The following is a 13,062-nucleotide window of genomic DNA, read 5'->3' as shown; positions in this document are numbered from 1 at the left end:
ACTTATGGGTTTTTATATTTTGCAATTTTTTCAATTGCTACTACCAGGAAAATCCCTAATGCTATGAACAATATAGCCTGGAATACTAATGGGTTTTCTGATAATTGTCTATAATATTCTCCTGGCAATACGTTGTCTGTAATATAGGCCACTTGTTCACCATGTGAATTCATTCGAAATTCTAACGGGATTTTCCATGGCCACACCTTGTTGAGTGAACCTATCATAAAGCCAGAAAGGAGTGCCAGTGTGAGGTCATGGTATTTTTTAAAAAGCCATGAGATAACCCGGGCGAAGGATAATAACCCAGTGATACACCCTGCCATAAAAACAGCAATGACCACTATATTTTTTTCGCTCAAGGCATTGAATATATACTGATATTTACCCATGATCAACAAAATAAAACTACCTGAAATACCGGGTAATATCATTGCACATATGGCAATAGCGCCAGACAGGAAAATAAACCAAAGGCTTTCCGGTGTGCTGGCAGGAGTGGCTTCTGTGATCAAATAGGCAATAGCCACACCAATGATTAAAGCTACGCCGGTTGTTGCTTTCCATTTTCCTATGTTTCTGACAATAAGAATAGCAGAAACTATTATAAGTCCGAAGAAGAATGACCAAACAGGTATAGGGTGTGTTTTTAATAAATAGGTAATTAATTTTGCAAATGATAGAATACTTGTAGCAATGCCCAGGAGTAATGTGATCAGGAAGGTGCCATTGATCTTTTCCCAGAATCCTTTAAGGTCAAGTTGGAATAACAGTTTTAGTGCATCCAGGTCTACGGAGCGTATGGATTCTAGTAAACGTTCATAAATACCGGTTATCAAGGCTATTGTTCCTCCGGATACTCCTGGTACGACATCAGCACTACCCATTCCAACACCTTTCAGGAATAGTACTATCGTTTCTCTCACTTTACCCATTGATCGGTAAGATTATGCTTATGCTTGCGCGTTAAAATCTAAGAAATGATTAAAGGTATCACCGCGTAATCCCAGGCGGATGGTTTCTAATGGGATTATTTCGTTGGGAGCTATGTTTCCCAGGTTTACATTAGACCCAAGTAACTTTATAAACCAGACTTGCTGGGCTTTTTGTGGAGCTTCCCAAATTATTTTTTCAAACGGTATCTTGGTCAGGATCTCCTGGACCAATCCGGACCTGACTTCTCCTGTAGAACGAAAAAGGCCTACGTTACCGCCTTCACGAGCTTCTCCTATTACTTTCCATGCACCAGCGTCCAATTCATCCTGCATCAGCTTGATCCATTGATATGGAGGTATTATCTTTTCTTCATCTTTAGAACCTACTTCAGAAAGAACAGTCACTTGTTCAGCCAATTTGGTGATATAGTCACATTTTTTACCATGGTCTAATTCTATGGAACCGTCCGATACTTCGGCAAAACCCAAGCCATATTTATCTAATACCCTTCGGTAATCGTCAAATTGGTCACGAATAATAAAAGATTCAAACAGCGTGCCACCGAAGTATACAGGTATGCCGGCGTCTTGATATATTTTGATTTTGTCTTTCAGATTAGGCGTTACATAGGAAGTGGCCCAACCCAGCTTCACGATATCAACGTGTTCCTGGCATACACTTAAAAAGTCTTCTACTTCACGAATACTTAGGCCTTTATCCATAGCCATAGTATAGCCGTATTGCCTGGGCTTTTTTGTGCGCTCAGGAATATTATTCAAAGTATAATTCATTATGAATTCTCTTGTCTAAATTGATCTATGATTTTGTACAGGGCTTTTTGAGTTTCCAGTTTGGGGAAGAATTCGAAAAGCACGATATGATTATCAAAATCCAAAATTAACGCATTTTCTAAATAATTAAAGGCTTCCTTGTATTTGCCTGCAGTAATAAGGTACGCTGTTAGGCGATAAAAATAATCCGATTCGTCCGGAAGCTCCTCTAATCCATTGATAATCAAATCTATACATTTATTATATTCGCCCTGTTCATAATATATAAATGACCAATCAAGCCATATTTCTTTATCCTCCGGGTTAAGCATGGAAGCTTCTTCATAGGCATCAATACTAGAAACGATATTTCCCACATTATATTCTGCTTTGGCTACTGCTTTCCAGTATAAAGCATTTTCGTGATCCAGCTTTAGCGCCTTATTGTAAAAATGAAGTGACTGATACCACTTTTCCTGTTTATCCAAACATTGACCGGCACCAAACCAGGCCTCATCATACATGCTGTCAAGTTTAGTCGCCCTTCTAAAATATTTTAACCCCAACTCATATTGTCCGATCTGCTCATAGGCAGCTCCAAGATGGCAGTACGTTTCAGGGCTGGCTCCTTCTATATCAAGCGTTTTTATATATGCTTCAATGGCCTTGGAATAATTGCCAAGCTTCATGTGGGTATTGCCGATGTTAAAATATGCTGAAGAAAAATTTTCTTCTATTATGACAGCATACTCATAGGCTTTGAGTGCATCCTCATATTTTTCGAGTTTGTTAAATACTATGCCCAGGTTATACCATGCCGCCTGCGAATAAGGATCAGCGTCAATAAATTTCAAATAGTAATCTACACTACTTTCAAGTTCACCATTTACATCCAGGCAGTAAGCTAATTCGTAAAGCGCGCCATCATGATGTATGTTCTCTTCGACCGATTTTTTGTAGGCTTCTATGGCCTGATCATATTCTCCAAGACTTTGATAAGCCAGCCCTATGCTATAATGAGCTTCATCCTTATCTTCAGCAAATACTAAGGCATGTTTATAAGTCTCAATAGCATCGTGATACTGACCCAACAATGAAAAAATGGAACCCTTCATAAAATATACCTCGGCGTCATTGGGCTGAATGGATTCTGCCCTGTCTAATAACTCTAACGCTTCTGAATACTTTTCCAGGTTAGAAAGTATTTGTGATTTGCTGATCAGAAGTTCGGTAGAAAAAGGATACTGTTCAGAAGCAAGATTTACAGCAATCAGAGCCTGATTATTTTTACCATATTCAATGTAGTAATCAATGATTTTTTCAAAACTCTCCAATTCAAAAAAATAGGAGGCTTTGTTTTTCACATGATCTTCAAAACGCTTTATGAGTTCGTTTTCTTCTTTTTTCTTTCTAAAATTTTCCGGCATGTAATAAGAACATAAGTTTGATCAATTTAATCAAAAAAAAATCTCATCAAAAAAGATTAAGCTTATTTTGAGGGTGCGTATTTATTTAGAAAACTTTTGCACGTCCACTCAATGGTTTCTTCAAGAGTTGTAAAGTTAAAGTTTAATTCATTTTTGATCTTTGCATTACTAAAAGAAATTTGAGTACTCGCCGATTTAATAGATTCTTTAGTTACCAGCGGCCGTTTACCGGTTAATACTGACAATAATTTCCCCAATACCAATACCATAAAAATGCCAAAGTTACCCACTTGCTTGTAAGGCGCTTTTCTACCAAGTTTCTTAGCAACTAACTGAAAGAATTTTAAATAGCTTAGATCACCGGCACTCACAATGTATCTTTCCCCTGTTAGTTCTTTTGCTGACACTTCCTTCACTATCCGTGCTACATCACGAGCATCTACATAGTTAAGGCGCCCATTTAAATAGTGTTTTTTTTCATCCCAAACATACTTAAAAAGACGTGTACTACTTCGATTCCAATCACCCGGCCCCAGCACTAATGAGGGATTGATTATTACTGTTTTGAGATTTTCCTCCAACCCCCTCCATACTTCAATTTCAGCCATATATTTTGATTCACCGTAGTTATTGTTCCACTTGGAATCCACCCACTTACTTTTCTCATCTATGACACCTGAGGACGTAGGCCGTCCCAATGCAGCCACAGAACTAATATGCACAAAGTGTTTAATCTTATGTTTAAGTGCAAGATTGATGAGCATTCTCGTTCCTAACACATTCACCCGATACATAAGGTCCTTATCCTCTTGATAAAATGAAATGATTGCTGCAGAATGTATGACATATTCTACTTGCTTCATTATCTCATCCATGGCCTCTTCATCTAATATGTCAGCATATACGAACCGTTCTTCTGGTACGCTTTTGAGAAGGGTCAGGTCACTTCCATGCCTCACCAGTGCCTTGAATGCTATTGAGGAATTTAATAATTCTTTACAGATAAAGCTTCCTAAAAGTCCATTGGCTCCGGTGACTAAGATCATATCTACAGCGAGTAATTTTTTAGAGGTAAGTCAAGTGCTTTTTGATAGCATTTACTTTTGAGCGCTTCATTCAGTGCATTAAACTGGTTTATATTATGACAATCACTTCCCAGAAAATGCACCATTCCATCATTTACTAGTCGTTCGGCTAGTTTTTTTACAGGTTTCGAATAAAATCCAGCTAAAGAAATAGTATTTATTTGTAAAAGTACACCTCTTTGAACTATATCCTCGACCAGTGTATAACTGTCCTGAATGTAGGCATACCTTTCCGGATGTGCCAATACAGGTTGATATCCTTGTGATTTGGCTTTAAAGATAAATTCATTCAGGTAAAAGGGAAGGTTAAAGAAGCTTGTTTCAAAAAGTAGGTAGTTATCTCCGAATGTAAGCAGCTGGTTGTCGTCATTGTCCATTCGGTCCAGTAGAATTTCATCCAGGTAATACTCTGCTGCTACATTTACTTCTATTGCTAACCCTTTGGAGGTGATCTCTTTTCTTAGATTATTAGCGACAGACAATATATGTGCCTCTTTGTTGGGATAGAGGTCATTCATGATGTGAGGAGTGGTATAAAGTCTGGAGGTACCCAGTTCAATGAAATACGTTAATATCTCTAAAGATTCTTCCATTGATTTTACACCATCGTCCAAACCAGGAAGAAGGTGTGAATGTATATCAGTAATATACGTCCTTTGGTGTTTTCCTTTTTTAAATAAACCGAACAACTCTTTTAACTTTTATGAGCCAACCTACTTTTTCGAGGCAATACCTTTTTCATCGTAGTATCCATATCCATATCCATTACCAGAAGACCTGGCAGTGGCATTTAGAATAACAGATATATTTTTAAAGTGGTGCGCTTTAACCAATCTATTTAAGGTTTTGACAAAAACTTTTTTAGAATAGCTGGCGCGTACAATGTAAATAGCCAGGTCTGCTTTTTTCATTGCTATAATGCCATCGGTTACTAATCCCGCAGGAGGGGTATCCAATATCACCAGATCATAGGATTTTTTAAGCTCATTAATAAGGTTCTCAAAAGCGCCGTTCAATAAGAGTTCTGAAGGGTTCGGTGGTGTCGGACCCGCAGGAATGTATGACAGGTTTTCAATGCGTGTATTGACGATACAATCCTCAACTTCATGTCTATTTATTAATATAGTACTGACACCTTTATCGTTACTGCCTTTCTCAATGGAAAGATGAACCCGCGGTTTGCGCATATCCAGGTCAACAACGATCACTTTTTTCCTGGAAAGTGCTATGATACCTCCTAGATTAACAGCTATAAAAGTTTTGCCTTCACCACTGATAGTGGAAGTGACGGATATCACTTGCTCTTTCCCACTATTCATCATGAATTGAATATTCGTGCGTATGGTACGTAATGATTCACTCACTGCGGATTTCGGTCTTCTATCAATGATCAGACTAGTATCGTGCATCTTATCAGATGCCTTAGGGACAGTACCCAATATAGGGGTGTGGGTGACTTTTTCCAGGTCTAAGGTAGTTGTGATCTTATTATGAAGAAGGTATCTTAAACTCAAAAAGACAAAACTTATTACCAATCCTGCCATTAAGCCTATACCCATAATGATCAATTTCTTCGGTGAAATGGGTTGACTGGGAAGCGTGGCAGATGATAGTATTTTGAATTTGGTGGTGGTACCTGCCTCTGCTATCTGGAATTCCGCTTTACTTTGCATGAGCGACAAGTAAAACTCTTCATAAAGTTCGAAGAAGCGTTGCTTTTTATTGAATTCTGTATTTTTCCCTGGAAGTTTCTCAAAATCACTTTGTAATACGGCTTTTCTTTTGATCAATTCATCCAGGTGGGTTTGATATCTTTCATATAGTTCTTTAAGATTTTTTGAAATGGCCGTTTTTAGACTTTGTATCTCTTGTTCTTTTTTGGTAAGCGCGAAGGTAGTTTCTGAATATGAAAGTCTTAACTGTTCTCTTTCCAGGAACAGTTCATTGAGTAACCGAATATTTTCACCTATGAAACGTGGAAGTTGCTCATAGTTAACCTCGCTGACTTTGTCAGCTTCCAGGTTTTTCAAAAATATCTTGATGTCTTTCGATTTGTTTTTAATCGATAATCGCTGAGAATCAATGTCGTTAATAATCAGAATGAGGTTTTTGAGATCCTCATTTAGATCGCTGGTACGATTTTCTACAGTAAACGTCTCAAAGTAGTTTTCATAATCTTCTAACTGTGACTCGATTTCACGTAATTCATTATCCAGCCATTCAATCTTCTGCTTATTTTCCTTCGTTTTCTCCTGCTTTGAATAATTAAGATAGAGGCTGTCTATGGCGTTGACCAAATCCCGTGCTTTGTACCGGTTAAAGTCTTGTAATGCGATTTTTATTGTGTTTGCATTTAAGTTGAGAGGCTCTACAACCAGGTTACGTTCAAAATAGGAGATCAGCTGTGCTCTGCTGTTGATGGTGAAGAAATAATCTGATTCTCCGTTTTCATCATAATGTTCAGTAAGTTCAAGAGTGAAATTTAATTGAGGGGTACTTACAAGTTCCCCTGTTTTATATTCTGCAGCTCCTGAAACGTCTTCTCCATCAAAACTTATTTGATACTTTGTTTTATTTATAAGCCGGACATAAATACGTTTATCATATACGTTGCCGTCTTTTACTATAAACTTTACGCGGAAAGGGGAGTTTTGATATTTTTCATCGATCAGTACATTCCCTGTAGTGAAGTAAGAAATGTTTAAATCTATATTGTCGATGACCTTATTAAAAAAAAGTCTGGATTGGATAAGTTCAATCTCGCCTGAAATAACATTTATGTTATTGTTCTCTCCAAAGTTTACCAGGCCGAGTTCCGAGGCATTAGCCTCAACGTCAAGTTTAAGCTCTGAAGTGGACTCATACAAGGGTTTGGTCCAGCGAATTACGAGATAGGCCGATGTGATGGATATAACAAAAATGATAACAATCCATATCCAGTTTTTCTTTAAGACGGCTTGTGCTTTGTCAAGGTCTATTCCCTCGTATTCCTGGTTATTTTCGTTGATGCTGTTCACTTAATTCACTGTGGATACTACAACAATCAAAGATAGCAGACTTGCCACTATTGAAATAACAGATCCATTATCTCGCATAAATTCCGTAAAAGGTCTCCGTATAGGTTCTATATAAATAATATCTTCAGGCTTTACTACATAGTTTGATTTAGCGAACCCTTCAATGGTGGAAAAGTCAACCAAAAAAACTTCATTGTCTCTTATCAAGCGAATATTAGATGCCTTTGCATCATTATCAATAGATTGGGATAATGCCAGTATTTCAGCTACTCGCATATTTTCATTTTCTAATGGTATTATTGTTCCTGTTGAATTTCCCAGAATCGTAACTCTTTTGTTCAGGTATAGCAGATTGACAAAGGGTTCATTGTAAAAAGCAGCGTATTTCTCTTCGAGAAATTTCTCTGCTTCAGAAAGTGTTTTTTCTGTAAGTAAAACGTTCCCAATCAATGGAAGTTTGACCATACCGTCTTTTCTAACAAGATAACTTAGTTTAGGACGTGCATTTTCAATGTCTCTGGCATTTTCAACCAGTTCAAATTCGGGATCAATAAGGCGTTCCCCCTTTTGAGTATAGACCTGTAACTCGAGACGGTCATTGGGTTTTATGAGGTAATTTGCCGCTACGTCATTAGCACTTTCTTCCAAATGACGAAAAGGTTCGTCACTTTGAAACATAATATTCTGTTTATAGGAACTACAGGACTGAAAAATAATGACAGTGCCTATAGCCAAATAAAACGTAAGACGGGTAATGGTACGGATAATCACCTGATGTTTAATTGAACCGAAAAATTAGAGGTTTTTTAGTAGAAATCACCACAATACGGAGTATAACCTGCTGTTAATGAAAATTAAAGATTATTAGTTTGGCTTGGGTAGCAGTTACTTTTGTAAGTCATTAAGACAGCTGAGGTATTTGTCTATAACAAAGGACTCACTGAATTCCCGTTCGACCTTTTTTCTGCCATTTATACCTAGTTTCCGTATGACATGTTCATCAAGATTCATCATCTCTGTCATTTTGCGAGCCAGATCACCTGAATCTTTGAGTTCACAAAGTAGTCCGTTGTATTTATGTTCAACTACATTTTTACAACCCGGAACATCTGTAGCTACAATAGGTTTGGCGGAGCTGGCGGCTTCTAAAAGTGTTCTTGGGGTACCTTCTCTGTAAGATGGCAGTACAATACAGTCTGCATTATGAATAAACGGGCGCACGTCGTCGGTTTTACCCAGATATTCTACCGTGTTATTAGAGATCCAATCATCAATGATGGCTTCATCAATCCCACGCTTATGTTTTATATCTTTTGCTCCAAGCAATTGGAAACGGGCATTAATTCCCTCAGATCGCATTGATTTAATAGCCTCAATGTATTCAAGTATGCCCTTGTCATGGATCAGTCTTGAGATGAGTAAGAAAGTGAATCGATCATTTTTCTTATGGTTGTTATCGGGTGTAAAGTGAGATACATTAATGCCCGATCCTGGTATAACCTCTGATACACTACTTTTGATCAATTGTTTCCTTACAAACAGGTCCAGGTCATCACTATTTTGGAAAAACACCTTTTTAGGGTACCTGAAGGCGATTCTATACATCCACCCTGCTATCTTAGAGACAAGATTTTCATTGAGAAATACAGTTCCCAGTCCACATACGTTATTCACAGCAGGAATTCCCAATAAAGTGGAGGCTATGGTGCCGTATATGTTTGGTTTAATGGTGTAATGCAAAATAACATCCGGCTTAATTTTTCTGTATTTGAAAAATAATTCGAAAAGTAACGCCGTGTCTTTGATAGGATTAGCCCCTCGACTATCCATCTTTACCTTGTGATATTCACAACCGGCGTCAATTATTTTTTCAGAATACTGATCATAGGGTGATATAACTACAATCTCATGTCCTGCTTTCTGGAGGGCTTTGATCAAGCCCATACGAAAGTTATAAACATTCCATGAAGTATTTAAGACAATTGCTACCTTCATAATCCAAACTATATTCTTAACACTTCGTCTTTAATTAAGGTTACTTTGCGTTGATTTGCAATGCATTGATGTGGCAATATAGTTAAAAGTAACCTGAACTTGGAAAACGTTTTCATAAAAATTTGTCATATGTCATAGAGTTTTCACTTTATGCTTTCTTTTTGATAAATAATTGGTAAACAGCAGTATGTGATGATAGATGCAGTAGAAACAAAACTTAAAAATCAAGTAGGAGTCCTGGTAGCCGTAGCAGGGAAAAGAGATGATGAGCGTATATTAAAAGAGCACCTGGATGAGCTGGCTTTTTTAGCTTCAACCGCTAAGATATCAGTACGTAACAAGTTTTTTCAGCGATTAGAAAAACCTGATCGTCGTACTTTTGTAGGTCAGGGTAAGCTGGAAGAGATCAAAGCATATTGTGCAAGCAGGGAGATAGATGTTGTCATTTTTGATGATGACCTTACACCTTCTCAACTACGCAATATTGAACGGGAGTTTAAGTGTAAGATTTATGATAGAAGTTTACTAATCCTTGATATTTTTCTGAACAGAGCACAAACTGCCCAGTCAAAAACACAGGTAGAACTTGCCAGGTATCAATACCTGATGCCACGCCTTACGCGTATGTGGACCCACCTGGAGCGGCAACGAGGAGGTACTGGCACCAGGGGTGGCGCAGGGGAGAAAGAAATAGAGACGGATAGGCGGATGATCAGAAATCAGATTACCGTACTCAAGAAAAAGTTGGATAAAATAGAACGTCAGAATGAAATACAGCGTAAGAATCGGTCTCAGGTAGTTAGAGCTGCTTTGGTAGGTTATACCAATGTAGGTAAATCTACACTAATGAGACTACTTTCGAAAAGTGATGTGAAAGCAGAAGATAAGCTATTTGCCACTGTAGATGCCACTGTCAGAAAGGTGGTTGTGAATAACATTCCATTTTTGCTTTCTGATACTGTTGGTTTTATCAGAAAGCTGCCGCATCACCTGATTGAATCATTTAAGTCCACCCTCGCAGAAGTGCAGGAAGCAGACATCCTGATCCATGTAATAGACGTTTCTCATACTGCTTTTGAAGACCATATAAAGGTGGTAAGAGAGACGTTAAAAGAACTTAACGCTATAGAAAAACCGACCTTATACGTGTTCAATAAAATAGATCTTTTACCGGATGACTTCGGGCCAATTCAAGATATTTTTGTGGAAGGGATCAATAAATCAGACCAAAAAGTCTTTATCTCGGCCGGGAAAAAACAGAACATCTCTGAACTCAGACAAAAATTATTTGAAATGATAAAAGTGAGGCACTACCAGATATTTCCCAACTTTTGGAAGGCTGATGAGGAATATTGGCAGTGAATTCTATTCGTTATAGAATAGCAGGGAAATTAAGTTAAAAACTTTCCATTGGCATTTCAAACTAAAGTGGCACTGTATACTTCTGGCGTTGCAGTTAAACTTTGTGATGCCCGGGAGTACTAAAGTCCATTTGGATGGGTCATTTATAAGTGGCAATAAAAATCAGATAAAAGAAATGGAGTAAATGGTTATTGTATAAAATACAATAACTTTGAGCATAGTACTTGTATGAGTGTAAACCAATGATATTCATACAAGAATTAATATGTTTGCATCATCATCTAGAAATCTCAAGCACGTGAATCAAGAAATCGACAACAAATGCGCAGACAGTATTCGTTTTTTGTCTGCTGCCATGGTAGAAAAAGCTAATTCAGGCCATCCCGGAGGACCTATGGGAGGGGCGGATTTTTGCCATATCTTATACAGTGAGTTTTTAAAGTTCGACCCTGAGAACCCTGAATGGGCTTGGAGAGATCGATTTTTTCTTGATCCAGGGCATTTATCTGCTATGCTCTATGGGCAATTGCATTTAATCGGAAATTATTCCAAAGAAGATATTTCTAATTTTCGCCAGTGGGGGTCAGTAACTCCTGGTCATCCTGAAGTAGATAAGAAGAGGGGGGTGGAAAATACCTCGGGACCACTTGGGCAGGGGCATGCCATGGGAGCCGGAGCAGCTTTAGCATCTAAATTTCTTAGCGCCAAATTTGGTGGTTGGGCAGACCATACCATTTATGCATTCATATCAGATGGAGGTATACAAGAGGAAATATCACAAGGCGTAGGCCGTGTAGCCGGATACCTTGGGCTGGATAACCTGGTCATGTTTTTTGATTCTAATGATGTTCAGCTTTCCACCTACACCAAAGAGGTGACACAGGAAGATACAGCTAAAAAGTATGAAGCCTGGGGTTGGAAAGTCACCACGATTGATGGTCATGATCATGATGCCATCCGGCAAGCTCTCAAAGAAGCCAACGCAGAAAAAGAAAGACCTACGCTGATCATTGGCAAAACGATCATGGGAAAAGGCTGTGTGGATGCGGAAGGTAACCCATATGAAGGTTATTGTGAGCTACATGGTAAGCCGCTTGGCGGAACAGGAGCTGATTATGCCGGGACGGTCGAAGCATTGGGAGGAAATATTGATGATCCTTTTGAAGTAGGAGCTGAAGTCAAGGCCTATTATAAGGAGATCGTTGAGAGAAAAAGGTCAGAGGCTAAGGTATTACAAGAAGAAGAAGCCTCATGGCGGACAGCTAATGCAGATGCAGCAAAAAAACTGGATCTTTTCTTAAGCGGGAAAATACCGGAAATTGATTTTGCAAAACTACCGCAAAAATCAAATGTGGCTTCCAGGGACGCTTCTGCGACGGTTTTAGGTTACCTGGCGGATAAAGTAGAGAATTTGATCGTGGCTTCTGCTGATCTGGCTAACAGTGATAAAACAGATGGCTTTTTGAAACAATCAAGAGCTTTTCAACCTCACCAATTTGATGCTAATTTCCTACATGCCGGGGTTTCAGAATTCACCATGGCAGCCATGGCCAATGGTATGGTACTTCATGGTGGTGTTATACCGGTTATTGGCACTTTCTTCATCTTTTCTGATTATCAAAAACCAGCAGCACGTTTATCGGCTTTGATGGAAGTACCTGTAATATATCTTTGGACACATGATGCGTTTCGCGTGGGAGAAGATGGTCCTACACATCAACCCATTGAGCAGGAAGCACAGATTCGTTTGATGGAAAAATTGAAAAATCACTCTGGCAAACGTGCCTTGCTTGCATTGAGGCCTGCGGATGCTGCTGAAACCACTGTGGCATGGAAAATGGCATTGGAAAATACCAGTACACCAACAGGGCTTATTTTTTCTCGTCAGGGGATAAAAGATATCCCATCGGATGGCGATCGTTATCAGGATGCTCTTCAAGCTGAAAAAGGGGCTTATCGTATAAAATCAACTGATGACGCAGCGGTTACTTTAATTGCCAATGGGAGTGAGGTAGCTACACTTATTAGTGCAGCGGAATTATTAGAGAAAGATGGAATCAGCTGTAATATCGTTTCTGTTATATCGGAAGGCCTTTTTAAAGATCAGTCGGCAGACTATCAAGAGGAGATTCTTGGGAATAAACCAAGGTTTGGCCTCACTGCAGGATTACCGGTTACACTGGAAGGGTTAGTGGGTTCTAACGGAACCGTTTTTGGTTTAGACCATTTTGGATACTCCGCCCCGGCCGGAGTATTGGATGAGAAGTTTGGGTTTACCGGGCCACAGGTTTATGAACAGGTAAAGGCTTTTTTAAATCGATAAGAGTTGTATACTCTTTCAATACCAAAGAGGGTGTCTCAAAAGTCACCTTCTTTTTATGGTAAAGAAAGTAAAGGCCGATAGCGAGAAGCTGTCGGCCTTTTTGATGACTAAGGGTTAACTTAGTGTTGTGTGTACTACTTCAAATCT

At 38.7% G+C, this 13,062-nt stretch carries 10 protein-coding genes; 2 read left to right on the top strand and 8 right to left on the bottom strand.

All coding sequences use genetic code 11. From position 1 onward, the window contains the following. Positions 1-2 precede the first annotated feature (2 nt). From FNH22_RS29560 to FNH22_RS29525, 8 genes are all read right to left on the bottom strand, one after another. The gene (locus tag FNH22_RS29560; RefSeq protein WP_143402140.1) at positions 3-935 is read right to left on the bottom strand and encodes a DUF368 domain-containing protein; all 933 of its coding nucleotides are present in this window, start codon (positions 933-935) and stop codon (positions 3-5) included. 18 nt (positions 936-953) lie between these two features. Beyond that, positions 954-1,727 (bottom strand): phosphosulfolactate synthase, encoded by a 774-nt coding sequence (locus FNH22_RS29555; RefSeq protein WP_143402139.1) that lies wholly within the window; start codon positions 1,725-1,727, stop codon positions 954-956. Beyond that, positions 1,727-3,133 carry a tetratricopeptide repeat protein gene (locus FNH22_RS29550; protein WP_143402138.1) on the bottom strand — a complete coding sequence of 469 codons (1,407 nt, stop codon included), beginning with the start codon at positions 3,131-3,133 and terminating at the stop codon, positions 1,727-1,729. Before FNH22_RS29550 ends, FNH22_RS29555 begins: the two co-directional genes overlap by 1 nt. Before the next feature lie 62 nt (positions 3,134-3,195). Further along, positions 3,196-4,179 (bottom strand): NAD-dependent epimerase/dehydratase family protein, encoded by a 984-nt coding sequence (locus tag FNH22_RS29545; protein ID WP_143402137.1) that lies wholly within the window; start codon positions 4,177-4,179, stop codon positions 3,196-3,198. A gap of 2 nt (positions 4,180-4,181) precedes the next feature. After that, positions 4,182-4,907 (bottom strand): tyrosine-protein phosphatase, encoded by a 726-nt coding sequence (locus FNH22_RS29540; protein ID WP_143402136.1) that lies wholly within the window; start codon positions 4,905-4,907, stop codon positions 4,182-4,184. A 24-nt stretch (positions 4,908-4,931) separates the two neighbouring features. Next, positions 4,932-7,235, bottom strand: coding sequence for a polysaccharide biosynthesis tyrosine autokinase (locus tag FNH22_RS29535; RefSeq protein WP_143402135.1), 2,304 nt, complete (start codon positions 7,233-7,235; stop codon positions 4,932-4,934). Beyond that, positions 7,236-7,913, bottom strand: coding sequence for a polysaccharide biosynthesis/export family protein (locus tag FNH22_RS29530; protein ID WP_143402134.1), 678 nt, complete (start codon positions 7,911-7,913; stop codon positions 7,236-7,238). A 207-nt stretch (positions 7,914-8,120) separates the two neighbouring features. Then, the gene (locus tag FNH22_RS29525) at positions 8,121-9,230 is read right to left on the bottom strand and encodes a glycosyltransferase family 4 protein (protein ID WP_143402133.1); all 1,110 of its coding nucleotides are present in this window, start codon (positions 9,228-9,230) and stop codon (positions 8,121-8,123) included. A gap of 192 nt (positions 9,231-9,422) precedes the next feature. On the opposite strand from FNH22_RS29525, the gene hflX reads away from it, so the two are divergent. Together hflX and FNH22_RS29515 are read left to right on the top strand one after the other, a co-directional pair. Next, positions 9,423-10,592, top strand: coding sequence for a GTPase HflX (gene hflX / locus FNH22_RS29520; RefSeq protein WP_143402132.1), 1,170 nt, complete (start codon positions 9,423-9,425; stop codon positions 10,590-10,592). Positions 10,593-10,890: 298 nt separating this feature from the next. After that, the gene (locus tag FNH22_RS29515; RefSeq protein ID WP_143402131.1) at positions 10,891-12,915 is read left to right on the top strand and encodes a transketolase; all 2,025 of its coding nucleotides are present in this window, start codon (positions 10,891-10,893) and stop codon (positions 12,913-12,915) included. Positions 12,916-13,062: the final 147 nt, after the last annotated feature.

The organism is Fulvivirga sp. M361 (assembly GCF_007097395.1).
GTDB lineage: Bacteria > Bacteroidota > Bacteroidia > Cytophagales > Cyclobacteriaceae > Fulvivirga.
The sequence above is the reverse complement of the archived record's forward strand: the minus strand, read 5'-3'. Positions and strand labels throughout refer to the sequence as shown.

What these genes read in the sequence shown, in the direction of transcription:
- FNH22_RS29560 (WP_143402140.1), bottom strand. Translation starts at nt 935, where the DNA reads ATGGGTAAAGTGAGAGAAACGATAGTACTATTCCTGAAAGGTGTTGGA.
- FNH22_RS29555 (WP_143402139.1), bottom strand. Translation starts at nt 1,727, where the DNA reads ATGAATTATACTTTGAATAATATTCCTGAGCGCACAAAAAAGCCCAGG.
- FNH22_RS29550 (WP_143402138.1), bottom strand. Translation starts at nt 3,133, where the DNA reads ATGCCGGAAAATTTTAGAAAGAAAAAAGAAGAAAACGAACTCATAAAG.
- FNH22_RS29545 (WP_143402137.1), bottom strand. Translation starts at nt 4,179, where the DNA reads ATGATCTTAGTCACCGGAGCCAATGGACTTTTAGGAAGCTTTATCTGT.
- FNH22_RS29530 (WP_143402134.1), bottom strand. Translation starts at nt 7,913, where the DNA reads ATGTTTCAAAGTGACGAACCTTTTCGTCATTTGGAAGAAAGTGCTAAT.
- FNH22_RS29525 (WP_143402133.1), bottom strand. Translation starts at nt 9,230, where the DNA reads ATGAAGGTAGCAATTGTCTTAAATACTTCATGGAATGTTTATAACTTT.
- hflX (WP_143402132.1), top strand. Translation starts at nt 9,423, where the DNA reads ATGATAGATGCAGTAGAAACAAAACTTAAAAATCAAGTAGGAGTCCTG.